General features: G+C 66.5%; 25 protein-coding genes. 16 read left to right on the top strand and 9 right to left on the bottom strand.

Going from position 1 to position 24641, the window contains the following annotated elements:
- The first annotated feature begins 96 nt into the window (after positions 1-96).
- The 12 genes from aat to ACE3RX_RS01920 all read left to right on the top strand — a co-directional run bounded on the left by aat (position 97) and on the right by ACE3RX_RS01920 (position 9642).
- Positions 97-801: a leucyl/phenylalanyl-tRNA--protein transferase gene (gene aat / locus ACE3RX_RS01975; RefSeq protein ID WP_374479742.1), complete on the top strand. Its 705-nt coding sequence runs from the start codon at positions 97-99 to the stop codon at positions 799-801.
- 4 nt (positions 802-805) lie between these two features.
- Complete coding sequence (locus ACE3RX_RS01970) at positions 806-1546, top strand: arginyltransferase (protein ID WP_374479740.1); 741 nt, start codon at positions 806-808, stop codon at positions 1544-1546.
- A gap of 9 nt (positions 1547-1555) precedes the next feature.
- Complete coding sequence (locus tag ACE3RX_RS01965; RefSeq protein ID WP_374479738.1) at positions 1556-2029, top strand: hypothetical protein; 474 nt, start codon at positions 1556-1558, stop codon at positions 2027-2029.
- 54 nt (positions 2030-2083) lie between these two features.
- The gene (locus tag ACE3RX_RS01960; protein WP_374479736.1) at positions 2084-3097 is read left to right on the top strand and encodes a quinone-dependent dihydroorotate dehydrogenase; all 1014 of its coding nucleotides are present in this window, start codon (positions 2084-2086) and stop codon (positions 3095-3097) included.
- Between the two features lie 86 nt (positions 3098-3183).
- Complete coding sequence (rsxA, locus tag ACE3RX_RS01955; protein ID WP_374479734.1) at positions 3184-3768, top strand: electron transport complex subunit RsxA; 585 nt, start codon at positions 3184-3186, stop codon at positions 3766-3768.
- A 29-nt stretch (positions 3769-3797) separates the two neighbouring features.
- Positions 3798-4349, top strand: a complete 552-nt coding sequence (gene rsxB, locus ACE3RX_RS01950; RefSeq protein ID WP_374479732.1) for an electron transport complex subunit RsxB — start codon at positions 3798-3800, stop codon at positions 4347-4349.
- The gene (gene rsxC, locus ACE3RX_RS01945; protein ID WP_374479730.1) at positions 4349-6043 is read left to right on the top strand and encodes an electron transport complex subunit RsxC; all 1695 of its coding nucleotides are present in this window, start codon (positions 4349-4351) and stop codon (positions 6041-6043) included. Before rsxB ends, rsxC begins: the two co-directional genes overlap by 1 nt.
- 18 nt (positions 6044-6061) lie before the next feature.
- Positions 6062-7084: an RnfABCDGE type electron transport complex subunit D gene (locus ACE3RX_RS01940; RefSeq protein WP_374479728.1), complete on the top strand. Its 1023-nt coding sequence runs from the start codon at positions 6062-6064 to the stop codon at positions 7082-7084.
- Between the two features lie 2 nt (positions 7085-7086).
- Positions 7087-7746 (top strand): electron transport complex subunit RsxG, encoded by a 660-nt coding sequence (rsxG, locus tag ACE3RX_RS01935; RefSeq protein ID WP_374479726.1) that lies wholly within the window; start codon positions 7087-7089, stop codon positions 7744-7746.
- 16 nt (positions 7747-7762) lie between these two features.
- Positions 7763-8461, top strand: a complete 699-nt coding sequence (locus tag ACE3RX_RS01930) for an electron transport complex subunit E (RefSeq protein ID WP_374479724.1) — start codon at positions 7763-7765, stop codon at positions 8459-8461.
- 8 nt (positions 8462-8469) lie between these two features.
- Positions 8470-9099 carry an endonuclease III gene (gene nth / locus ACE3RX_RS01925; RefSeq protein ID WP_374479908.1) on the top strand — a complete coding sequence of 210 codons (630 nt, stop codon included), beginning with the start codon at positions 8470-8472 and terminating at the stop codon, positions 9097-9099.
- A gap of 114 nt (positions 9100-9213) precedes the next feature.
- Positions 9214-9642, top strand: coding sequence for a DUF1841 family protein (locus tag ACE3RX_RS01920; RefSeq protein ID WP_374479722.1), 429 nt, complete (start codon positions 9214-9216; stop codon positions 9640-9642).
- A gap of 143 nt (positions 9643-9785) precedes the next feature.
- On the opposite strand, the gene ACE3RX_RS01915 is transcribed toward ACE3RX_RS01920, so the two are convergent.
- The 7 genes from ACE3RX_RS01915 to purM form a co-directional block, all read right to left on the bottom strand.
- Positions 9786-10901 (bottom strand): YbdK family carboxylate-amine ligase, encoded by a 1116-nt coding sequence (locus ACE3RX_RS01915; RefSeq protein ID WP_374479720.1) that lies wholly within the window; start codon positions 10899-10901, stop codon positions 9786-9788.
- Positions 10891-12117, bottom strand: a complete 1227-nt coding sequence (locus ACE3RX_RS01910) for a cation:proton antiporter (protein WP_374479718.1) — start codon at positions 12115-12117, stop codon at positions 10891-10893. The genes ACE3RX_RS01915 and ACE3RX_RS01910 overlap by 11 nt, the downstream gene beginning before the upstream one ends.
- 219 nt (positions 12118-12336) lie before the next feature.
- Positions 12337-13545 carry an ABC transporter permease gene (locus ACE3RX_RS01905; RefSeq protein WP_374479716.1) on the bottom strand — a complete coding sequence of 403 codons (1209 nt, stop codon included), beginning with the start codon at positions 13543-13545 and terminating at the stop codon, positions 12337-12339.
- Positions 13542-14261, bottom strand: coding sequence for an ABC transporter ATP-binding protein (locus ACE3RX_RS01900; protein WP_374479714.1), 720 nt, complete (start codon positions 14259-14261; stop codon positions 13542-13544). Before ACE3RX_RS01900 ends, ACE3RX_RS01905 begins: the two co-directional genes overlap by 4 nt.
- Positions 14258-15556 carry an efflux RND transporter periplasmic adaptor subunit gene (locus ACE3RX_RS01895; protein ID WP_374479712.1) on the bottom strand — a complete coding sequence of 433 codons (1299 nt, stop codon included), beginning with the start codon at positions 15554-15556 and terminating at the stop codon, positions 14258-14260. The genes ACE3RX_RS01900 and ACE3RX_RS01895 overlap by 4 nt, the downstream gene beginning before the upstream one ends.
- Complete coding sequence (locus ACE3RX_RS01890) at positions 15553-16995, bottom strand: efflux transporter outer membrane subunit (RefSeq protein WP_374479710.1); 1443 nt, start codon at positions 16993-16995, stop codon at positions 15553-15555. The genes ACE3RX_RS01895 and ACE3RX_RS01890 overlap by 4 nt, the downstream gene beginning before the upstream one ends.
- A gap of 196 nt (positions 16996-17191) precedes the next feature.
- Positions 17192-18226: a phosphoribosylformylglycinamidine cyclo-ligase gene (purM, locus tag ACE3RX_RS01885; protein WP_374479708.1), complete on the bottom strand. Its 1035-nt coding sequence runs from the start codon at positions 18224-18226 to the stop codon at positions 17192-17194.
- Between the two features lie 225 nt (positions 18227-18451).
- Between purM and hda the strand changes: the two genes are divergently transcribed.
- Both hda and ACE3RX_RS01875 read left to right on the top strand, forming a co-directional pair.
- Positions 18452-19132, top strand: coding sequence for a DnaA regulatory inactivator Hda (hda, locus tag ACE3RX_RS01880; RefSeq protein WP_374479706.1), 681 nt, complete (start codon positions 18452-18454; stop codon positions 19130-19132).
- Positions 19133-19156: 24 nt separating this feature from the next.
- Entirely contained in the window at positions 19157-19822 is a 666-nt protein-coding gene (locus ACE3RX_RS01875) for an HAD family hydrolase (RefSeq protein ID WP_374479704.1), read from the top strand.
- 24 nt (positions 19823-19846) lie between these two features.
- On the opposite strand, the gene ACE3RX_RS01870 is transcribed toward ACE3RX_RS01875, so the two are convergent.
- On the bottom strand, positions 19847-20719 hold the full coding sequence (locus ACE3RX_RS01870; protein ID WP_374479702.1) for a dienelactone hydrolase family protein: 873 nt from the start codon (positions 20717-20719) through the stop codon (positions 19847-19849).
- An 85-nt stretch (positions 20720-20804) separates the two neighbouring features.
- Positions 20805-21608, bottom strand: a complete 804-nt coding sequence (locus tag ACE3RX_RS01865) for a Crp/Fnr family transcriptional regulator (protein WP_374479700.1) — start codon at positions 21606-21608, stop codon at positions 20805-20807.
- Positions 21609-21970: 362 nt separating this feature from the next.
- Between ACE3RX_RS01865 and ACE3RX_RS01860 the strand changes: the two genes are divergently transcribed.
- Both ACE3RX_RS01860 and narL read left to right on the top strand, forming a co-directional pair.
- Positions 21971-23848, top strand: coding sequence for an ATP-binding protein (locus tag ACE3RX_RS01860; RefSeq protein WP_374479698.1), 1878 nt, complete (start codon positions 21971-21973; stop codon positions 23846-23848).
- A complete protein-coding gene (gene narL / locus ACE3RX_RS01855) occupies positions 23845-24498 on the top strand; it encodes a two-component system response regulator NarL (protein ID WP_374479696.1) in 654 nt (217 codons plus the stop codon). The genes ACE3RX_RS01860 and narL overlap by 4 nt, the downstream gene beginning before the upstream one ends.
- Positions 24499-24641 lie beyond the last annotated feature (143 nt).

Below are 24641 nucleotides of genomic sequence, written 5' to 3'. Positions count from 1 at the left end.
GTCAAGCCTTTAGTCCTGCAGCACGGCTGGCCAAGCGCATCCCCCCGATCGCCTGATATCCTGTCCGGATCCGGTTCATACCGCACCTGATCCGACATGATTCCCTGGCTCGGCAGCAAACCCGCCTTTCCACCGGTCACCCGTGCCCTCCGCGAGCCCAACGGGCTGTTGGCGGCCGGCGGCACACTCAGCCCGGAGTGGCTGCTCGCCGCCTACAGACGCGGCATCTTCCCGTGGTTCAACGAAGGCGAACCAATCCTGTGGTGGAGCCCCGACCCTCGCATGGTCGTGTTCCCAAACCAGCTGCGCGTGACCCGCTCCCTGCGCAAGACCCTGCGCAATGCCCATTACGAAGTGCGCCTGGACAACGACTTCCCGGCGGTCATCCACGCCTGCGCAGCCCCACGCAAACCCGGCGGAGGAACCTGGATCACAACCGAAATCCAGGACGCCTACATCCGCATGCACGAACTCGGCTATGCCCACTCGGTCGAAACCTACATCGACGGCGAACTAGCCGGCGGACTGTACGGCATGGCGCTCGGGCGCGCCTTCTACGGCGAATCCATGTTCAGCCGACGTACCGACGCCTCCAAGATTGCCTTCGCACACCTGGCCCGCTTCCTTGAGCAACGGGAATTTCGCGTGCTAGATTGCCAGATGACGACCTCGCACCTAGCCTCGCTGGGGGGGCAGGAGATTCCTCGCTCAACCTTCGTCAAGCTGCTCGACGAAGCAACGCAGGAAGGCCCGCCCCCGGAGCGCTGGCCATTGAACGGAGCGCAAGCCCCCTGGACGTAGCCCCATGCTGAAGGACTATCCCTACTCGCTACTGCAGTTCTACGCGACAGCCCCCTACGCGTGCTCCTACCTGCCGGACCGCCAGGCCCGCTCCCAGGTGGCTACCCCCAGCCACCTGATCGACACGCCGCTATACAGCGAGTTGGTGCACACCGGCTTCCGGCGCAGCGGCATATTCACCTACCGCCCCTACTGCGACGCTTGCCGCTCGTGCGTCCCGGTACGCATCCCGGTGGCCAGCTTCACGCCCAACCGCAGCCAGCGCCGGGCCTGGGCCGCCCATGCCGGCCTGCTCCCTCGGGAGATGCCGCTGGAGTTCATCGAGGAGCACTACGCCCTCTACCAGCGCTACCAGGCCACCCGCCACGCCGGCGGAGGCATGGACCAGGACAACCGCGAGCAATACGCCCATTTCCTGCTTCAAAGCCACGTAGACAGCCGCCTGCTCGAATTCCGCGAGAACGGGATCCTGCGCATGGTCAGCGTCATCGACTGCCTGACCGACGGCCTATCCAGCGTCTACACCTTCTACGACCCGGACCAGGCCAGCGGCAGCCTAGGCACCTTCGGCATCCTGTGGCAGATCGAGGTGTGCCGCCAGCTCAATCTACCCTACCTGTACCTCGGCTACTGGATCCGGGACAGCCGCAAGATGGCCTACAAGGCCCGCTTCCGCCCAATCCAGGGGCGTGTCGGCGGCCAGTGGCAAACCCTCACCGACGCCGACCTCGACAAACTCGACTGAGAACCCCCGATGCACTTTCTGCTACGCACAGCCGCAGCCTTGCCCCTGCTTGTCTGCGCACCCCTTGTCGCAGCCGCGCCCAGCCTCGACGACTTCCAGAACACGCCCCACCAGGACTGGCTGACCGTATCCGGCGTATCCCACCATTTCCAGCCGGATCGCCGTGACTGGCGCGAATTCAATCCAGGCGCCGGCTTCGAGCGTGCATTCACCGGCACCCCGTGGGTCGCCACCGCCGGTTACTTCCGCAACAGCTACGATCGCAACACCTTCTACGCCGGAGCCCGCTGGATGCCGCTGCAGGCCGGCCCGTTCCGCTTCGGCGCCTTCGGTCTGGTGGGCAGCGGCTACCCGTCACCAGTACTTGTGATCCCAACCGTCTCGGCGGAATTCGGCCGCGTCGGCGCCAACCTGGTCGCCCTGCCCAACCTGCCCGGCTACAGTGGCTACCTCGGCCTGCAATTCCGCTTCGCCCTCGACTGAAGCCCGAAACGGGGTTTAGAAACAGCACTTTGCCGCGCTGCGGTAGAATGCGGGATGCTCTACGAACTCGCACGCCCCATTTTCTTCTCCCTCGACGCGGAGACCGCCCACGAAACCGCCCTCGCCGGCCTCAACCTTACCGGCCGCCTGCTGCCGGCAGGCAAGCCGCTGCCTGCGAAGCCGGTGGAAGTCATGGGCCTGCAATTCCCGAACCGCATCGGCATGGCCGCCGGCCTCGACAAGAACGGCGAGATCATCGACGGCCTGGCCCGCATGGGCTTCGGCTTCATCGAGATTGGCACCATCACCCCCCGCGCCCAGCCCGGCAACCCCAAGCCGCGCATGTTCCGCCTGCCGGAGGTGAAGGGCATCATCAATCGGATGGGCTTCAACAACCACGGCATCGATGCGCTGATCGGCAACGTGGAAGCCGCCAAATTCAAGGGCATCCTCGGCATCAACATCGGCAAGAATGCCGACACGCCGATCGAGCGGGCTGCCGACGACTACCTGATCTGCCTCGACAAGGCCTATCCGCTGGCCAGCTACATCACCGTCAACATCTCCTCGCCGAACACCAAGAACCTGCGGCAACTGCAGGGCGAGTCGGAACTCGACGCGTTGCTCGGACAGCTCAAGGCACGCCAGGCCCAACTGGCCGACAAGCACGGCCGCTATGTGCCGATCACCCTCAAGATCGCACCAGACCTGGACGACAGCCAGATCGTCAACATCGCCGACGCGCTGCGCCGTCACCGCATCGACGCGGTGATCGCCACCAACACCACGCTGGCGCGCGACAAGGTGCAAGGCATCCACTACGGCGACCAGCAGGGCGGTCTGTCCGGTGCGCCGCTGTTCGAGGCCTCCACCGCCGTCGTCGCAGCCCTCGCCAAGGCGCTGCAGAATGAAGTCCCGATCATCGCAGCCGGCGGCGTCTTCGACGGCCGCCAGGCCCGCGCCAAGCTGGAGGCCGGCGCCAAGCTCGTGCAGATCTACAGTGGCCTCATCTACCGCGGCCCGGCCCTGGTACGCGAGGCGGTCGAGGAGACCAAGGACTTCGTCTGAAATCACACGCTGGCCGTAGCGAGCTTGAATGCGGCACGGTCGGCGCGGGATAATCCAAACTTATCGTCACTCCGATACCGACAGCCATGAGCAGCTACCTTTTCGTGATCCTCGGCGCGGTTCTGGTGAATAACGTCGTCCTCGTCCGCATCCTCGGCCTGTGCCCCTTCATGGGCGTGTCGAAGAAGCTCGACGCCGCGATGGGCATGGGGGCCGCCACCACCTTCGTGCTGACCCTCGGCTGTGGCACCAGCTACCTCATCGACCACTACGTGCTGATGCCCGCCGGTGTCGAATACCTTCGAACGCTGGCCTTCATCGTCATCATCGCCGCCATCGTGCAGGTCACCGAGCTGGTCATCCAGAAGACCAGCCCGGTCATGTACCAGGTACTCGGCATCTACCTGCCGCTGATCACCACCAACTGCGCGGTACTCGGCGTGCCGCTGCTCAACGTGTCCCTGCGGCACGACCTGGTCGAGTCCCTGCTGTTCGGCTTCGGCAGCTCGGTCGGCTTCTCGCTGGCGCTGGTGCTGTTCGCCGGCATCCGTGAGCGCCTCGACGGCGCCGACGTACCGGCGCCCTTCAAGGGCACAGCCATCGCGATGGTCACCGGCGGGCTGATGAGCCTGGCCTTCATGGGCTTCGCCGGCCTCGACAAGTACCGCTAACCCCCCGCCATTCCGTTCCCGGCCCCGCCATGCTCACCGCCCTTCTCGTGATGACCGCCGTCGCCCTGGTGCTCGGGGCGCTGCTCGGCTATGCCTCCCTCAAGTTCAAGGTCGAAGGCGATCCGCTAGTCGAAAAGATCGACGCCATCCTGCCGCAGACCCAGTGCGGCCAGTGCGGCTTTCCCGGCTGCCGCCCCTACGCCACCGCCATCGCGTCCGGCGAGGCGGACATCAACCAATGTCCGCCCGGTGGCGAGGAAGGCATCCGCAAACTCGCCGACCTGCTCGGCCGCGAGTTCAAGTCCTTGTCCGAAGAACACGGCGTCGAAAAGCCCAAGTCCGTCGCGGTGATCGACGAGAACACCTGCATCGGCTGCACCCTGTGCATCCAAGCTTGCCCGGTGGATGCCATCGTCGGCGCCGCCAAGCAGTTGCACACCGTCGTCGCCAGCGAATGCACCGGCTGCGAGCTGTGCGTTGCCCCGTGTCCGGTGGACTGCATCGCCATGGAGCCCATCGTCGACACCCTCGACACCTGGAAATGGCGCTACCCGGTCATCCAGATCAAGCAGGCCGCCTGATGCTGCGCAAACTCTTCAAGTTCCACGGCGGCGTCAAGCCGCAGACCCACAAGGCCGAATCCACCACCCAAGCGATCGCATCGATACCGCTGCCGGATCGGCTGGTGATCCCCCTGCACCAGGCGGTCGGCGGCCATCCGCGTCCTCTGGTGGCGCCCGGCGACAAGGTTTTCAAGGGCCAGCGCATCGGCGGTGCCGACGGCAGCCTGTCCTCCGCCGTGCATGCATCGACGTCCGGCATCGTGCGCGACGTGGCCCCGGCCCTGATGCCGCACACCTCGGGCCTCAGCACGCTATCGGTGATCATCGAACCCGACGGCGAAGACCGCTGGGGCGAGCTGGACAAGGTCAATTACCGCACGACGCCCCCCGACGAACTACGCGACTTCCTGCGCGACGCTGGCGTCGTTGGCCTCGGCGGCGCCGTCTTCCCCAGCTACGCCAAGCTCAAGCCCGGCAAGGAAGGCCGCCTCAAGACGCTGGTCATCAACGGCGCCGAGTGCGAGCCCTTCATCACCTGCGACGACCTGCTGATGCGCGAACGCGCCGCCGACATGCTGAAGGGCATCGTCGCCATGCGCCACATGCTGCAGGCCGAAGAAGTGCTCATCGGCATCGAGGACAACAAGCCGGAAGCGGTCGCCGCCGTGCAGGCCGCCATCGCCGCAAGCGGCCAGACCGGCATCGAGGCCGTCGCCATCCCCACCCGCTACCCCGCCGGTGGCGCCAAGCAGCTGATCCGCGTGCTCACCGGCATCGAGGTCCCCCACGGCCGCCGCTCCACCGATTTCGGCGTGCAGTGCTTCAACGTCGGCACCGCCTACAGCATCTTCGAAGCGCTGGAATTCGGCCGGCCGCTGATCTCCCGCGTCGTCACCGTGGCCGGTAACGTGGACCAGCCGCGCAATTACGAAGTCCTCATCGGCACGCCGATGGACCACGTGGTGCGCCAGTCCGGCCCACGTCCGGATACCGACCGCTACATCATGGGCGGCCCGATGATGGGCGTGCGCCTGCCGGCCTTCGACGTGCCGGTGGTCAAGGCCACCAACTGCATCCTGGTCGGCAGCCCGGCCCTGTTCCCGCCGCCGCCGCCCGAAATGCCGTGCATCCGCTGCGGCGAATGCGCCAAGGCCTGCCCGGCGGATCTCGCCCCCTTCGAGATGTACTGGTTCTCCCGCTCGAAGAACTTCGGCAAGGCCCAGGAATACCACCTCTTCGACTGCATCGAATGTGGCTGCTGCAGCTTCGTCTGTCCGTCCCACATTCCGCTGGTGGACTACTTCCGCTTCTCCAAGAGCGAGATCTGGGCACGCGAGCGCGACAAATCGGCCTCCGACGCCGCCCGTGACCGCTTCGAGTTCAAGAACTTCCGCCAGGAACGGGAAAAGCAGGAGAAGGCCGAGAAGCTCGCCGCCAAGGCCGCCGCGACCCGCGAGAAGGTCGCCGCCGACAGTCAGGCCGGTACGGCCAGCCCTGCCGCGGAAGCACCCGACACAGCCAAGCCGGCAGCCCCGTCTGCCGAGGACACCAAGCGCGCGCTGATCGCGGCCGCGATGGAGAAAGCCCGCCAGCAGAAGGCCCAGGTCGCGCCAAAGAATACCGAACAGCTCAGCGCCGAAACCCAGGCCGACATCGACGCGATCGAAGCCCGCCGGGCGGCTACAGCCACGCCTCCGACTCCGGACGCCTGATCCAGGCCACGCACACCGATGATCAACTCACCCTTCGTCCGCAAAACGGCCAGCGTCCAGCAAGTCATGCTGCAGGTGCTGCTGGCCCTCGTGCCCGGCATCGCCGCCTACGTGTGGTTCTTCGGCGCCGGCATCCTCGTGCAGCTCGCCCTCGCCTCCGCCGCCGCACTGGCCGGCGAAGCCGCCATGCTGGCGATCCGCGGCAAGCCCAAGGCGCTGTTCCTCAGCGACCTGTCGGCCATCGTCACCGCCTGGCTGATCGCCCTCACCTTCCCCCCCATCGTGCCCTGGTGGCTCACCGTCACCGCCACGCTGCTGGCCATCGTGGTCGTCAAGCAGCTATACGGCGGTCTCGGTCAGAACCCCTTCAACCCGGCCATGGCGGCCTTCTGCCTGATGATCGTCGCCTACCCGGCGCTGATGTCCCAATGGCCGGCCACCGGCCAGTTGGATTTCTCCAGCCAGCTGCAACTGATCTTCGGCGGCGCCCGTCAGGTGGACGCGATTACCGGCGCCACGCCCCTCGACGCGCTGCGCACCGCGCTGCGCGCCGCCGCCAATCCCGACTCCCAGCTTCACGGCCTGCGCGCGTCCCAGCTGATGGACGGCCCAGCCTACGGCATGCTCGGCGGTAAGGGCGGCGAATGGGTGGCCCTCGGCTTCCTGCTCGGCGGCCTGTGGCTGCTGCAGCGGCGCATCATCACCTGGCACATCCCCGGCGCCTTCTGCCTGGCGCTGGCGGCGTCGGCCGGCCTGCTGTGGGCGGTCCGCCCAGAGGGCTTCGCCTCGCCGGTCTTCCATCTGGCTTCCGGCGGCGCCATGCTGGGTGCCTTCTTCATCCTCACCGATCCGGTCTCCGGCGCCACCACGCCCCGCGGCAAACTACTGTTCGCCGCCGGCGCCGGCGTGCTGACCTTCGTGATCCGCGCCTTCGGCGCATACCCGGACGGAGTCGCCTTCGCCACGCTGCTGATGAACCTGTGCGTGCCGCTGATCGACATGAACACCCAGGCTCCGGTCTTCGGCCACAAGAAGGATTGAGCATGAGCCAGCCGACCATCCTGGGCCTGTCCACCCGCACCGCCGGCGTGATGATGGCCTTTACCGCCGCCTTCACGGCGCTGATGGCCTTCACCTACGAAGCCACCCACGAGCAGATCGCCGCCTCGGCCAACGACGAGAAGATGAAACTCGTCACCGAGGTGCTGGCGACCGATGCCTACGACAACACGCTGCTGGACGACTACGTGCAGCTCGGCCCGACCCACGAACTGGGTCTTGACCACGGCGGCCGCGTCTATCGGGCCCGCAAGGCTGGCGCCCCCGCCGGACTGCTGCTGGAGGCCACGGCGCCCGACGGCTACAGCGGCAACATCGACCTGATCATCGCGATCCGCCCGGATGGCAGCGTAAACGGTGTGCGCGTCGTGTCCCACCGGGAAACCCCCGGCCTCGGCGACTACATCGACCCGAAGAAGGACAAGGACAAGAAGTCCCCGTGGATCGGCCAGTTCTCCGGCCTGAGTCCCGCCGCGCAGCCTCTCGACGCCTGGAAGGTAAAGAAGGACGGCGGCCAGATCAACAGCCATGCCGGCGCCACCATCAGCGCCCGCGCGGTGACCAACGCCGTCGCCCGCGCCGCCCGCTATGCCGCCGCCAACCGGGACCGCCTGTTCGGCGCGGCCACCGGCGCATCCCTCTGATTAAGGAGCGACAACCATGGACTTGCGTGCTTATCGCGACATAGCCTGGAACGGCTGGTGGAAACAGAACCCCGGCGTCGTGCAGATCCTCGGCATGTGCCCGACGCTGGCCATCACCACCAACATCGTCAATGCCGTCAGCCTGGGCCTCGCCACCGTGCTGGTGATGGCCATGTCCAACCTGGCCTCCTCGCTGCTGCGCAACTTCATCCCCTACGAGATCCGCATCCCGGTGTTCATCCTGATCATCGCCGCGCTGACCACCGTGGTGGACCTGGCGATGAACGCCTACCTGCACTCCCTGTATCTGGTGCTTGGCATCTTCATCCCGCTGATCGTCACCAACTGCATCGTGCTGGCCCGCATCGAGGCCTTCGCCGCCAAGAACGAACCCCTGGCCTCCACGCTGGACGGCGCCGCGATGGGGCTCGGCGCGACGATGGTGCTCACCGTGCTCGGCGCGATGCGCGAACTGATCGGCAACGGTACGCTGTTCTCGGGCATCGAGATGGTCATTCCCGGCGCCCATGAAATCCAAGTCTTTGGCGGCGACTACCCGGGCTTCCTCACCTTCATCCTGCCGCCCGGCGCCTTCTTCGCGCTGGGCTGCCTGATCGCCGGCCGCAACTGGCTGGAGGCCCGCCGCCAGGCCCGCGCACGCAGCAATCCGCCGGCCCCGCAGGCGCCCGAACCCACTTCCGCCGAGCCTGCCTGATGCCCGACATGCGCCTGGCCGCCGTTGCCGAAGCCTTCCGCCGCCTGCGCGAAGCCAACCCGAACCCGACCACCGAGCTCGAATACGCGACGCCCTACCAGCTTCTGGTCGCCGTGGTCCTGTCCGCTCAGGCCACCGACAAGGGCGTCAACATCGCCACCCGCAAGCTCTTCGCACTGGCGCCAACACCGGAAGCCATGGCCGATCTGGGTGAAGAAGGCATCGCCGAGCAGATCAAGACCATCGGCCTGTTCCGCAACAAGGCCAAGAACACCCTGGCCCTGTCCCGCCAGCTGCTGGAGCGCCACGCCGGTGAAGTGCCCAACGACCGAGACGCCCTCGAAGCCCTGCCCGGTGTTGGCCGCAAAACCGCCAACGTGGTTCTCAACACCATCTTTGGTGAGCCGACGATGGCCGTGGATACCCACATCTTCCGCCTCGCCAACCGCACTGGCCTGGCGCCGGGCAAGGACGTGCTGGAAGTGGAGAAGCGCCTGCTGCGCCGTATCCCCAAGGAGTACATGCGCGACGCCCACCACTGGCTGATCCTCCACGGCCGCTACGTGTGCATCGCCCGCAAGCCCAAGTGCGGCGAGTGCATCATCCGCGACCTGTGCCTGTACCGCGACAAAACATAGGGGCGAATTCATTCGCCTCCACAGCAGATTCACCTCCAGTGAAATGCCCTTCCACATTCCAACACCCGAGGGCGGATGAGTCCGCCCCACAGCCCCAACAACACGCATACCACCATGTTCGATCCCTCCCGTAACCAGGCCCGACAGTTCTTCGTCAGTGCCTGGAGCAAGCACAAGAACCGCGAAGTTCTGACCCAGCTCGAGATCATCGCCGCCGACCTGGTGGCCCATCACCCGGAATACCACGGGCTGCTGGAAGACCCGGATGCGGTGATGAAGGACTTCAGCCCCGAGGACGGGCAGGTGAACCCTTTCCTGCACCTGTCCCTGCACCTGGCCATTGAAGAGCAGCTGTCCATCAACCAGCCGCCGGGCCTCCGCGAAGCCTTCGAGCAATGCCAGGCTCGCCACGGCGACCGTCACGCGGCGCTGCACGACGTGCTCGAATGTCTCGGCGAGACCATCTGGAAAGCCCAGCGCGACAAGGCGCCGCTGGACGCCCGCGCCTACGTGGAAGCGGTGCGCAAGCGCGCTACCCGCTGACGGACTACGGGCGGAAAGCGCACGCCCCCTCTTACCGTTGTGGGGGCGAATGAATTCGCCCCTACGGCAGTTCCTTCCACAGAAAGCCCCGCGAAAATCCGGGAGGGAAGCCTCCTTGGGACGCGGCACGAGGTCAAGCCATTTCAGGCGGCCCAGCGCAGGCACTGTCGACGCACGAGTTCGGGGAGCAGAGGATCGGCACGGTATTGCTCCCTCAGCCATGCCGCGTCGTTCCAGCGCGTGGCGGCATCGTGGGCCAGGGCGGCGCAGGCGGCCTGGGTGCCCAGCACTGCGGCGTGAGGCCCGATGCGGTTCACCAGCGCAACGATCGCATCGCCGAGCACATGGCGCTCGCCACTTTCAGGATCCACCCACACCCCCTCATAGCCGAAGCGGCAGGCCTGGAAGCGGTTGAAGGCATAAACGAGGTAGTCGTCCTCGGCGGGCGTGAAGGGCTTGTCCACCATCAGCCAGCGGGCGATGGTCTGGATCAGCGCGGCCAGACGCGCTGCCCGCTCCACGCTCAACGGCGTATCCAGCACCCGGACTTCAATCGTTCCGTACTCGGGCTTCGGGCGGATGTCCCAATAGAAGTCTTTCATGCTCTTCACAACCCCGGTCCGCGTCATCTTCTCGAAGTAGGCCTCGAAATCGGACCAAGTGAGCACGAAAGGGGCTCGACCAGATAGCGGAAAGGCGAAGATCGAGTTGAGCCGCGCCGAATCGAAGCCGGTATCGTGTCCCTGCACGAAAGGCGACGAGGCCGACAAGGCGATCAAGTGCGGGATGAAGCGCGACATACCGTGCAACAACTGCAGCGCCTCGTCGGGGCCCGGGCAGCCGATGTGCACGTGCTGCCCGAACACTGTGAACTGCTTGGCCAGGTAACCGTACAGATCGCTCAAGTGCTTGTAGCGGGCGCCATCGGTGATCCGCCGCTCCCCCCATAGCTGGAAGGGATGGGCGCCGCCGCCGCAGATGCCGATGTCGAGGCGGCGGGCGCCTTCCAGCAGGCCATCACGCAGGGCCGTGAGCTGCGCCAGCACGTCGCCGTAGTCCTCACAGATGCCGGTGGCAATCTCGATCATGCTCGACGTGATCTCGGGCTTCACGTCGCCGACGAAGCCCTGCTGCTCAAGCACCCGCAGCAGATCCGGCGCCGCCGCGACGAGGTCGAAATCATGGGTGCCCACCAACTGGAGCTCCAGCTCGACCCCCAGGGTCAGCGCACGGGAAGTGGAAAAGGCTTCAAGCGGCACGGGAGGCCTCCTTTCCGGCTGTGGTCTCGCCGCAATGGCGCAACGCCCACTGGGTCGCGATGGGACCGGCGATCTCCATGACCGCGGCGGCACCAGCCAGCGCGGCCGCCACGTGCCGGCCCAGGTCGGGGAAGGCCAGGTACAGGCTGGCGGTCAGCAGGAAGGCCGTGCCCGACATGGGAAGCAGCGCAATGCCCAAGGCCACCGACTGCCCCATCGACAAGCCCGACAAGCGCCCGAAGAGCACGCTGCCGCCGACCTTCGCCGCCGCCCGCAGGACAACGATCGTCACGCCGGCGATACCACCGCCGACGATCATGCGCCAGTCGGCCGCCATGCCGTTCACGACGAACAGCAGCACCACCAGCGCCCCGCCGGCCGTGCCAAAGTGGCGCGGCCACAAGCAGGGCCGCAGGTCGCGGCTGCGCAGCACCATCCCGGCCAACAACGGCACCAGGATAGGTGATGCACCGGTCAGGCGGACCAGCACCAGCGCCAGGAACAACAGGCCGATGAGCAGCAGCACGCTGTTCTCGTTGGCCAGGTCGAGACGCCGGCGCGCAACGCCAACCGCCGCCGCCAGCAACAGCGCCAGCACAAAGGTACTCACCAGATAGCGCAGCGGCGCCTGCAGGGACTGCAGTACGTGCTGCCCGTGGGCCTGCCCGAGCAGCGCGAGCAGCACCTGCACGGCGAGCACCGCATAGATCGTGTTGAGGGCCGACAGCATCAGCAGGCGCTCGGTGACCTGGCCGCGGGCGTTCAGCTCGGAAGCCACGCGCATCACCACCGCCGGCGAGCTGACCATGCACACCGCACCTACCGCAATTGAGCTGCCGACGCCGAGGCCGAGGTAGTGGCCGATGCCGAACACCATCACGAAGGTCATGCCGGCTTCGGCAAGGCTGGTGGCGATCAGCCACGGATTGTCACGCAGCCAGTGCAGGTGCACCCGGCTGCCGAGTTCGAACAACAAGACCGCCATCGCCACCTCCAGGCCATGGCGGAAACCCTCCGACAAGGCCAGCCCGCCAGCGTCGAAATGACTCGCCGAGGCAAACAGGCCAACCAGGGTATAGCCGACGATGCGCGGCCAGCCGAGCAGGCGGAACACCGCCTCACCTGCCAATGGTGCAATCACCAGCAACATGGCCAGCCAGAAGCTGGTATCGAGGGGAGCAATCCAACCGGGGAGAAAAGAAAGATCAGGCGCCATGCAATCTCCTTCCGGACAATCACACGGCCGGCATCAGACGCAGGCGCGGACCGTCGAAGAACGGCGAGTCATGAATCCCCACACCAGCCTTTTTGGCTGCGCTGGCGCGGGGGGCGTTCTTCGTAGAGGCAGCACGACACGCTAAGTTCCGGCTTGCGTACCCCAAATTGGGCTTCAAAGGGCGGACGCGCGCCCCGGATGCCGCAAGCTAGCCCCAGCCTATTCGTGACGCAGGGCTTCGATGGGGTCGAGACGCGCGGCCCGACGCGCCGGCACATAGCCGAACAGCACACCAATGGCCGCCGAGAAACCGAAGGACAACAGGTTGATGCCCGGGTTGAAGAGATAAGGCACGTGCATCAGCGCCGCACCTCCAATGGACGCCAGCGTGGCCAGCACGATGCCGACGATGCCGCCCATCGAGGCCAGCACTACCGCCTCGATGAGAAACTGCAGCAGCACTTCCCGCTCCAGCGCGCCGATGGCCAGGCGGATGCCGATCTCGCGGGTCCGCTCGGTGACCGACACCAGCATGATGTTCATGATGCCGATGCCGCCCACCAGCAGGCTCACCGCCGCCACCGCGCCGAGCAGGCCAGTCATCACCTTGGTGGTGCCGGACAGGGTCTCGGCGATCTGGCGGGTGTCCATCACCGCGAAGTCATCGTTGTCGCCCAGGCCGATATGACGGCGCTCACGCATCAGCCAGGTCACCTGCTCCTTGGCGGTGTCCATCGACGCATCGTCGCGCACCGACACCATCAGCGTCGCCACGTCCACCGAGCCGGTGAGGCGGCGCTGCACGGTGCGCAACGGCATCACCACCAGATCATCCTGGTCGTTGCCCATCGTAGACTGCCCCTTGGACGCCAGCAGGCCGATGACCTCGCAGGAGAATTGCTTGACGCGGATCTGCTGGCCGACCGGATCCTGTCCGCCGAACAGCTCGCGCCGGATGGTGTCGCCGATCACGCACACCGCCGCGCCAGCACGCTCCTCCGCCTCGTTGAAGATCCGCCCCCCCGCCATCTGCCACTTGCCTGTAGCAAACCAGTCGCGGCTGGTGCCAGTGACGCCGGACGACCAGTTGCGCGACATCGCCACCAGGGTGACGCTCTTGCTGCTCAGCGGCACCACCGCCGCCAGCCCGCTCACCTGATTGCGCAGGGCGTCCACGTCGGCCACCTTGAACTGGGCCGCGCCGGCCGAATCCCGGCCGGGGCCGAGGTGCTGGCCGGGGCGGATGATCAGCAGGTTGCTGCCCAGGCTGGCGATCTGGTCCGACACCGCCTGGGTTGCCCCGTTGCCAAGGGTGACCATGGTGATCACGGCCGACACACCGATGACGATGCCGAGGATGGTCAGGAAGGAACGCATCAGGTTGCGGCGGATCTCCCGCAGCGCGAGCAGCAGCGCATTCCAGATCATCGCGCCCCCTCCTCGGCTGGCGCCGCCGCTTTGCGCGTGTCGCTGGCGATGCGCCCATCGACGAGCCGCACGATGCGGTGGGCGTAGTCGGCCATGTCCGGCTCGTGGGTCACCATCAGCACCGTGATGCCCTGCTCCCGGTTGAGGCCGGCGAGCAGGTCCATGATCTCCCGACTGCGCTCGGTGTCGAGGTTGCCGGTGGGCTCATCGGCGAGCAACAGGGATGGCCCGGTGACCAGCGCTCGGGCGATCGCCACGCGCTGCTGCTGGCCGCCGGACAGCTCGGCTGGTGTGTGGTGCTCCCAGCCGGACAAGCCAACGGAGGCCAGTGCGGCGCGCGCCAGCTCATGCCGTCGGGCCGCTGGCTCGCCGCGGTAAAGCAGCGGCAGCTCCACGTTCTCCTGGGCCGAGGTACGCGCCAGCAGGTTGAAGCCCTGGAAGACGAAGCCCAGCGCATGGCGGCGCAGCATGGCCCGCTGATCGCGGTTCAGGCTCTCCACAGCAAGGCCACGGAAGCGGTAGCTACCGCCGCTGGGGGTATCGAGGCACCCTAGGATGTTCATCAGCGAGGACTTGCCTGAGCCACTGGGACCCATGATGGCGACGAAATCCCCCTCCTCAACGGTCAGATCTACGCCGCGCAAGGCCTGGAATGCCGCAGCCCCGCTGCCGAAGCTGCGAGTGACGCCGGAGAGGGCAATCAGCGGCTCGCTCATTTCTTGGCTGCCAGCGCCTCGGTGATCACGTCGGCGCCGGGCGGCAGCGCCGCATCCCCATCCACCGGACGGACCTCCGACACCTGGCCGTTGGTACCGAGCACGCTCACCTTCACGGCCTGCGGCTGGCCGTCCTTGAGCAGCCACAGGGTCTGGGTGCCGTCCTTGGTGGCGGCGTCCGACGCGGCCTTGGGGGGCGGTGCAGGGGGACGCGGCATGAGGCTGGCCAGCAGGCTGCGTTTCTGGGTTTCGTGCTGCACCGGCGGCGAGAAGCGCAGCGCGGTGTTGGGCACCAGCAGCACGTCCTGGCGACGGGCGGTGGTGATCTCGGCGGTGGCGGTCATGCCCGGGCGCAGCATTAGCTCATCATTCTTCACGGCGAGGATGGTGAGGTAGGACACCACCTGGTCCTTGGTCTGGGAGCCCCAGCCGACCCGCGTGACGGTCGCCGGGAAGTTCTGCCCCGGCCACGCATCGACATGGAAACGCGCGTCCTGCCCCTCCTTCACCTTGCCCACATCGGCCTCATCCACATCCACCTGCAGCTCCATGCGGCGCAAGTCCTCGGCCAACGTGAACAGCACCGGCGCGGTCATCGCCGCCGCCACGGTCTGGCCCGGTTCCACCTTGCGGGTCAGCACGATACCGTCGATCGGCGAATGGATGGTGGCCTTGGACAGGCTGATCTCGTAAGTGCTGAGCAGCGCCTTCGCCGACGCGACGGAGGCCTCGGCGGCCTTCTGGTCGGCCACGGCGCGCAGCGCAGCAGCCTCGCCGCTGTCCAGCTCGGCCTTGGACGGCACCTTGCCGCCGGACAGGCGTGCCACCTCGCGCAGGCGGGCCAGGCTCGCTACGGTTTCAGCCACCGTCGCCTGGGCCTGGCGCACCTTGGCCTCGGCGGCCGCCAGGTCGGCCTTCGACTGGCGCACCTGATCCTTGAGCTTGGAGGTATCGAGGCGGGCGATGACCTGCCCCTTCTTCACGTGGTCGTTCACATCCACCAGCACCGTCTCGATGATGCCGGACAGCTCGCTGCCCACATCCACCGAGTTGGTCGGCTGCAGGTTGCCGGTGGCCGACACGTTAATGACCAACTCACCCTTGCGGACCGGCTGGGTCCGGTAGCGCGGCCCTTCGTCGCCACCGTTGCCGAACAGGGCAATGCCAACCGCCAGCACCAGCACAGCTGCGGTGCCGCCAACCAGCAAGCGACGGCGCCCACCGAAGCGGCCCTGGCCGCTGCTGAGGACGAGTTCGCGGAGCGTATCCACGGACGGGGATTCGGGCTTGTTCATGTGTCTTTTCCGGATTGGGGCGCGGCCTCGCTACCGTCGGCGGACCAGCCGCCGCCGAGGGCCTTGTAGAGCTGGATCAGCGCCGTCACGCGCTCGGCCTCCGCCGAAGCCAGGCTGTCTTCGATGCTGAGCAGGCTGCGCTCGGTCGTCAGCACGGTCTGGAAGTCGATCAGGCCGGAAGCGTACTGGTAGCGCGCCAGCAGCGCCGCGTTGCGGGCCGCCTCGGCAGCCGAGGCCAGGGCTTCGCGCCGCTGGCGGCTGTTGGCCAGCGCAACGAGAGCGTTCTGGACGTCCTCCAGCGCGGTCAGCACGGCTTTCTCGTAGGCGGCCAGCTGCTGTTCGCGCACCGCGTCCTGCACCTCGACCTGGGCGCGCAGGCGACCGGCATCGAACAAGGGCCCGCTGACCGCTGCGGCCAGCGAGCGCGCCACCTGCCCGCCGCCGCTGAAGGTGGACAGGCCGAGGGCTTGCAGGCCGATGGAGCCCGACAGGCTGAAGGATGGATACAGCGCGGCCTCCGCCTGCCCGACGCGGGCTGTCTCGGCCGCCAGGCGCCGCTCGGCGGCGCGCACATCGGGGCGCTGGCGCAGCACCTCGGCGGGGATCAGCAGTCCGGTGGCCTCCGGCAGTTGCGGCAGCAGTCCGCTGCGCACGCCCTCCGCTACGACCAGCCGTTCATGCAGGCTGCCTGGTGTGTGCCCGGTGAGCAGCGCCAGTCGGTGCTCGGCCTCGGCGCGGCCGGTGTCCAGGCTTGGAATCACCGCGCGGGTGGTTTCCCGGTTGCTGCGCGCCTGTTCCACGTCGAGGCTACCAACCAACCCAGCCTGGGCGCGCCAGTCGGTGATCTGCAGGGTTTCCGACTGGCTGGCCAGATTGTCGCGGGCAATCGCCAAGCGCGCCTGGAAGGCCCGCAGCTCGACGTAGTTGAGAGCCACTTCGGCGGTCAGGCTCACCTGAGTGGCGTGCAGGTCGGCCAAGCCCGCGTCCAGATCTGCCTCGGCGGCCTCTAGCGCGCGGCGGGTGCCGCCGAAGACGTCTGGCTCCCACGCGGCGTCGAAGCCCGCTTCATACAGCGTGCGGGCAGCACCGAGGGCGGAGCTGCGGCTGGTTCCGGCAGACACATTTAGGGTCGGGAAGCGCCTGGCCGAGGCCAGGTCCCGGCTGCCCCGGGCGGCACGCAGCGCGGCACGGGCGCTCTTCAGGTCCGGATTGGCCTCCAGCGCCTCGTCCATCAACGCACTCAGCTGCGGGTCGGCCAGCTGGGTCCACCAGCGGGCCAGGGCTTGCGGATCGGCCTGCCGCATACCCTCCACCGGCACGGACTGCCAGACAGCCGGCACAACAGGCTGGGGCGCCCGGTAGTCCGGACCAACGCTGGCGCAGGCGGCCAGCAGGCAGGCCATTAGCACCGGCACGCGGCGCAGGGGTTCGATCGACATAAGGAGAGCGGAAGGGCGGCACACGCTGTGCAGCGACCGGCCGATCATTGCCTTTCTGCGGGTAAGCCGCGGTTAGCCCGCCGTAAAGCTGCGTTAAGGCGGCGCACCGAGAGTGGATTCCACCCCGCAAATGTAAAGCGGGCCGCTTGGGCCCGCTTTGATCGAACGCATATTCCGGGGGCGCGCCCCCGCAGGATCAGACCACCACGGTCTGGGCCTGGCCTTCGGCGCGTGCTTCGATGGTGCCCAGCTCGTACACCGTCTCGCCGGTGGCGCGCAGCTGCTCGGCTGCCGCGGCCGCGTCTTCCTTGGCAACGATGACAACCATGCCGATGCCGCAGTTGAAGACGCGATACATTTCCTGGGCGTCCACGTTGCCGGCCTGCTGCAGCCACTGGAACAGCGGCGGCAGGGTCCAAGCGTCCTTCTTGAGGACGGCGGTCAGGTTGTCGGCCAGCACGCGCGGCACGTTATCGAGCAGGCCGCCACCGGTGATGTGGGCCAGGCCCTTGACCAGGCCGTCACGCTTTTCCATCAGGGCCAGCAGGGACTTCACGTAGAGCCGAGTCGGCTCCATGATCACGTCCTTCATCTTGCGGCCGTGGAAATCGGCTTCCAGGTCGGGCTTGCTGACCTCGATGATCTTGCGGATCAGGGAGTAGCCGTTGGAGTGGGCGCCGCTGGAAGCGAGACCCAGCACCACGTCGCCCGGACGGATGGTGGAGCCGTCGATGATCTTGGACTTGTCCACGGCGCCGACCGCGAAACCGGCCAGGTCGTACTCGCCGTCCGGGTACATGCTCGGCATCTCGGCGGTTTCGCCACCGATCAGCGCACAGCCGGACAGCTCGCAGCCGCGGGCGATGCCCTCGACCACGGTAGCGGCGGTATCCACGTGCAGCTTGCCGCAGGCGAAGTAGTCGAGGAAGAACAGCGGCTCGGCGCCCTGCACGAGGATGTCATTGACGCTCATCGCGACCAGATCCTGGCCGACGGTGTCATGCTTGTTGAGCTGGAAGGCCAGCTTGAGCTTGGTGCCGACGCCGTCGGTGCCGGACACCAGCACCGGCTCCTTGAACTTCTTGGAGATCTCGAACAGGGCGCCGAAACCGCCGATGCCGCCCAGCACCTCCGGGCGCATGGTGCGCTTGGCAAAGGGCTTGATACGGTCGACCAGGGCATCGCCGGCATCGATATCCACACCGGCATCGCGATAAGTAAGGGAGCTCATGGGTTCTGTGATCTTCTTTCAAGAAAATTGCGGGGCGGCCCGGCAGGCATCCGGCACGGAAGGAATACGCTCTTCGGGTTGAGCGCCCCGCCGCGACCGGCTACATTACAGGCCTTGCGGCGCTAAAGACCGGTTTCACCCGCCCTGCGCACGCAAATAAACCCGAATTTTAGCCGAAATGTCGCCCGACCGCCCCTTTCAGGTGCGGTCCCGCGAGAGCGCCCCGTGAAGCAACTCACTCTCGATCTGCACTCCGACACCCCCCCGCTGCTGGAGAACTACGCCGCCGCGGCCAATGCCGACCTACTCGCCTCCCTCTACGAGGCGGTGCCCGTGTCGGACGTGCCCCAGCACCTGTTCCTGTGGGGCGACCCCGGCAGCGGGCGCAGCCACCTGCTGCGCAATGTCGTCAGCGCGGCGGCCCAGGCCGGCCGGCCTGCCTGCTACCTGCGCGCCGGCGACGTGGACAACTACCTGCCGGAAGCACCGGGCCTGCTGCTGGCCATCGATGACGTGGAAGCTCTTGGCCCCGAGGCGCAGATCGCCCTGTTTCGCGCCTTCAACGCCTCCCGCGGCCTGCGCATGACGCTGATCACCAGCGGCTGCGCGGCGCCAATGCACCTGCATGTGCGCGAAGACCTGCGCACGCGCATCGGCCAGTGCCTGATCTTCGAGGTCAAGGCCCTGACCGACGAGGACCGCCATGCGATCCTCGACGCCCAGGCGGCCACCCGCGGCCTGCGCCTCGAACCGGAAATCGTGCAATACCTGCTGCGCCACGGCCGCCGCGACCTGGCCAGCCTGCTGCGCACCCTTGACGCCCTCGACGCCGCCTCGCTGGAGCGCAAGCGCCCGATCACCCTCCCCCTGCTGCGGGAAATCCTGCAGCGGGACAGCACACTATAAGAACCTTCCTGAACAGAGCCCCCGATGGAACTCGTACTTTTCGACCTGGACAACACCCTGCTCGCCGGCGACTCGGACTTCGAGTGGGCCCAATACCTGATCTCCCGCGGCGTGCTCGACAAGGAAGTCTATGAAGCCCGCAATCAGGAGTTCTTCGACCAGTACAAGGCCGGCACGCTGGACATCTTCGAGTTCCTCGACTTCCAGCTGAAGCCGCTGGCCCGCCACAGCCGCGAACAGCTGGACGCCTGGCATCGCGAGTTCATGGACACGCGCATCCTGCCGATGATGACGCCCCAGTCGGTGGCGCTGGTTAACAAGCATCTGGACGCTGGCGCCATCGTCGCCATCGTGACCGCCACCAACAGCTTCGTGACCGGCCCGATCGCCCGCGCCTTCCGCATTCCGCACCTGGTGGCCACCATTCCGGCCCAGCAAGACGGCGCCTTCACCGGCAAGCCGCGTGGCACGCCGGCCTTCAAAGGCGGCAAGATCGAACGTGTGGAGGCCTGGCTCGAGAGCCTCGGCCTGTGCTGGGGCAGCTTCCAGCGCAGTTGGTTCTACAGCGACTCCCACAACGACCTGCCACTGCTCGGCAAGGTCAGCGACCCGGTGGCAGTCGATCCGGACGACACCCTCCGCGCCCACGCCAGCGCCCTCGGCTGGCCGGTGATCAGCCTGCGGAACTAAGCCTCGCGGTCTTCGCGCCGGCGGTCACAGGCCGTTGGTGCGGAACCACTCCAGCATCCGGACCCAGCCATTGGCGGCATCCGCCGCACGGAAACTGGGCCGGTAATCGGCATGAAAGGCGTGTCCGGCCTCCGGATAGACGGCGATCTCGGCCCGCTTGCCGGCGCTGGCGATCGCCTCACGCATCGCTTCCACATCCTCCTGCGGAATACTTGCGTCATTGCCGCCATACAAGCCCAGTACCGGCGCCTGCAAGGCGCCTGCAAGCTCGACGGGATGACGCGGCGTCATCGGTGAGGATTTGCCAGTCAGGCGGCCGTACCATGCTACTGCCGCCCTCAAGCAGGGATTGTGTGCCGCATACAACCAGGCAATCCGTCCGCCCCAGCAGAACCCGGTCAGGCTCAAGCGTTGCGGATCCCCCCCGTTCGTCGCGGCCCACGTGGCGCATGCATCGAGGTCGCTGAGCACCTGGGCATCGGCAACCTCGGCCACAATGTCCGTCATGATCTCCTGAACAGTGGGGATGCCCATCGGATCGCCATAACGCTGGAACAGATTGGGGGCAATGGCCTGATAACCCTGACGGGCCAGGCGACGACAGGTGTCACGGATGTACTCGTGGATGCCGAAGATTTCCTGCACCACCAGCACCGTCGGGAACGGGCCCTTGCCTGCAGGTTGCACCCAGTAGGCACGCACGGCGGTCTTGTCGACACCCCTGATATGAATGTCACCGGAAACCAGGCCATCCGCCGAGGTCTGGATCACGGATTGCCCGCTGCGCGGGCGCACGGCCAGCGCATAACCCGCGGCCAGCGCATTGTTCACAAAGACCTGGCGACTGAGAGGAAGTCCCGGCACCGGGCAGTCGAAATCCGAATCCTCGACCAGCATCCAATTCACCTCGTACTTGCACAAGGCGGCAAGGATACCCCATGCCCTGGGTGGAACAGAACGCTGCTCTGGAGTCTGGCCGAGCTCAGCCCCAGGCGACCATTCCGGTCACGCCGGGGGCCGGAGCGCGATCGCGCCAGTTCCCGACCGGCCGCTCCGCCCTACGGGGGGTGACCGCAGCCAACCGGCGCACGCCCGGGCGGGTCAGGTACTGACGGGAAAACGCCTCCATCAACGTCACCTGCTTGCCATGGACGTGGATCATTCCGGCGTCGGAGAGCTCCCGGAAAATACGGGACAGCGTCTCGGGCGTGAAGCCGAGACGCGCCGCCAGCACATGCTTCGGAATCTCCAGTTCCAGTTCGACCTGGCCGGCCTCGCAGCCGTGCTCCACAGCAAGGCGCGCCAGATAGGCCACGACCTTCGCACTGCCGCTCTGGAAGCAGTCCGCGGCAATATCCCGCTCGATCGACGACTGGCGCTCGGCCATCGCGCTCAGCATGCGGCGGGCGACTTCGGGCTCCTGCTCCATTGCCCGGAACACGCCATCCCGACCCACCGCCATCACGACCACCGGCGTCACCGTTTCCACGGTGGACACACAGGCCGCATCAGCGAACAGCTCGGCAACGCCAAACACCTGGCGCGGCGACAGGATCTCGATGACCTTTTCACCGCCCTCCGGTGAAGACACCACCGTCTTCAGGTGACCCGACATCACGTAATACAAGCCGCGGGGCCGGTCACCGGCAGCGTAGATGACTCGCCCCTTGGGCAGGCTGAGCACTTGCGAAGCCCGCGCCACCTCAGCTATCACGGTAAGGGGCAACCCGCGGAACAAGGCTATTTCACCCAGCATCAGGCTCAGGTCATCAAAACTGGTATGCATCACTCACCTCGCCAATCTCGTGTTGGGGGCGCCAGAAAAACAACTGCGCCTCGTTTGATATGAAGCGCAGTCTAGAAGCTGAATCCGGCCCAAAGTTTGATTTAGATCAGAGTCGCCAAGTCAGCACAAACGCGTAAATTACCTCCAAAGTGGTAATCAAAAAATAGACAAAAAATCAGATTACTTCATTGTTTTTAAAATGTTTTACTCCCCGATCCGGGCAGCAATGGGAAATTCGGCGGAAAGCCCGGCGGCATCATTCCCTACTACCATTTTCCAGCCGTCCCCCAAAACCGGCTGTCGCGCCCAAGGGCCCGGCGGCCCCACAATCCCGGCTATCGCCCTGAGCAGGAGTCCTCACCTTGAATCTCGCCCGTTCCGCCGCCAGCCCGGCGGGCGCTCCGTCCGTCGTCCGCCGCCTGGGCTTGTGGATTGCCGCGATCGCCTGTCTTGCCGTGGTGTCCATCGTCGCCTCAATCACCGTGGCGGAGCTGTCGTCCGGCGAAGCCCGGGCGATCAACCTGGCTGGCTCCCTGCGCATGCAGTCCTACGTCGTCGGCGCAGCGGCGGGCCGGCGCGACGACCCTGAGCGTCTCGCGGCGGCGCTCACCGAATTTGAAGCCCGGTACCGCAGCACCGACCTGACCCAGGTGCTTCCCTCCCGCGCCGATGATCCGGTGCGGCGCGCCTACACCATCGTGGGAACAACCTGGCAGCAGCACTTCCGCCCCGTCGCCCAGCGATCGGCGGCAGGCCATGCCAGCGACCGGGAGGTCCAGTCCGCCACCGAAGACATCGTTGGGCAGATAGATCGCCTGGTCGCCCTCGTAGAGCAGGGGCTGGAAGCCAAGCTCCAACTCCTGCGCATCGTCCAGGGCATTTCCCTGATCCTGTTGCTGATCATCGGGGCCAGCACGGTCTTCCAGTTGAAGCGGCACGTCGTGCTGCCACTGGCGCATCTGCTCGCCTCGGCGCGCATCGTCCGGCGTGGCGACTTCGGGGTGCGCGTTCCGCAACGGGAACAGGACGAACTGGGACAGCTCGGCGAAGCCTTCAACTACATGGTCGAGGATCTGTCCCAGCTCTATGCCCAGCTTGAAAACCGGGTTCAGGAGAAGACCGAAGAGCTGGCCCTCAGCAACCAGTCCCTGCGCCTCCTGTACCGTACCACCCGCGCCCTGTCCGAGAAGACCGCAACCCGGGAGACCCTGTTGCAGGTCCTGCAGGAGGTCGATGAGGTCATCGGCATCCGGGCGGTAGCCCTGTGCCTGAAGAAGGCCGAATACGTGGACGTCGTGCCGGTGGATGACAGCTTGACGCCGACCGCTATCGAAGCCCTGACCCGCGCCGCGGACGACGCGGCGGACGGACAGGTGCGCCGGCTGGGGCCGATACCGGGTCGCGCGCCGCTGATCTCGGTACCGCTTTTCGATGGCACCCTCAGCCACGGCGCAATGCTGCTGGCCCAGGCCGCCAACCAGGCGCTCGCGCCCTGGCAGATCGAGCTGCTGGAAGCCGTGGGACGCCATATGGGCGCGGCCCTCGCCACCAGCCAGCGCAACGAGGAACAGCACCGTCTGGCGCTGCTGGACGAACGCTCGGTGATCGCCCGCGAGCTCCACGACTCCCTCGCGCAATCCTTGTCCTACCTGAAGATCCAGGTCACGCGCCTGCAGACCATGCTGGGCCGCAGCCCAACCCCCGAGCCCGTCCATGAGGTGGTGCGGGAACTGCGTGACGGCCTCAACGAGGCCTACCGGCAACTGCGCGAGCTGCTCACCACCTTCCGCCTACGCATCGACGGGCGCGGCCTACCGGCCGCCATCGATGATGCGGTCCGCGACTTCCACCGGCGCACCGGCCTGACACCAGCGCTCGACAACCGCATCGGCGGCATCGCCCTCTCCCCCAGCCGGGAAATCCACGTGCTGCAGATCATCCGCGAAGCCCTATCCAACGTCGAACGCCACGCCGGCGCCGGACACGTGCGGGTCCGCCTTGAGAACGCAGCGGACGGACTCCTCCACGTCTGCATCGACGACGACGGCGTCGGCTTCGACCCCCAGGCCCTGCCCTTGCACCGCTACGGCCTGGTGATCATGCGCGACCGCGCCCAGAGCCTGGGCGGCGAACTCACCATCGCCCCCCGCGAAGGGGGTGGAACCCGCGTCGAGCTGCGCTTCCCCGCCACTCCCCCGATCAACGAGAACCAGGCCTCCGGCCAAGGAACGCTTCCATGACAACCCCTGCCCTCAGCTCCGTCATCATCATCGACGACCATCCCCTGTTCCGCAAAGGCGTGTCCCAGCTGATCGCTCTCAACAACGAACTGCACCTCATCGGCGAGGCCTCCAGCGGCGAAGACGGGCTTGAACTGGCCAAGGCCCTCGAACCCGACCTGATCCTGCTCGACCTGAACATGAAGGGCATGAACGGGATCGAGACCCTCAAGGCCCTGCGTGACGCCGATCTGGCGGCCCGCATCCTGATCCTGACCGTCTCCGATGCGGCCGACGACCTGGTGGCGGCCATCCGGGCCGGCGCCGACGGCTACCTGCTGAAGGACATGGAACCCGAGGAACTGCTGGCGCAAATCGTCGAGGCCCAGCGCGGCCGCATCGTCATCAGCCCGAGCCTCAATGGTTTGCTGGCCCGCTCCCTGCGCGAAGAAGCCCAGGCCGCCGAACGCAGCCTGGCGCCGCTGACCGAAAGGGAAAAGGACATCCTTGGCTGCCTGGCCAGCGGCCTGTCCAACAAGCTGATTGCCCGCGACCTCAACATTGCGGAAGGGACAGTCAAGGTACACATCAAGAACTTGTTGAAAAAGCTGAAGTTTCGCTCGCGACTGGAAGCCGCGGTATGGGCCATCGACCAGAATTTACGGTCCTGAGGAAATAGACTTCGGCCAGTGAGAAATAAGACCGCACGACGTCAGCCGATTCCATTCAAAATTAAGTCGTAGCTTGAAGGGCCAGCCGCCGGCCGATAGCAATCAACGGCTAGGCATGAGGTGGCCCGGGCGGCTCCCCGAAT

Source organism: Zoogloea sp. (assembly GCF_041914405.1).
Classification (GTDB): domain Bacteria; phylum Pseudomonadota; class Gammaproteobacteria; order Burkholderiales; family Rhodocyclaceae; genus Zoogloea.
The sequence above is the reverse complement of the archived record's forward strand: the minus strand, read 5'-3'. Positions and strand labels throughout refer to the sequence as shown.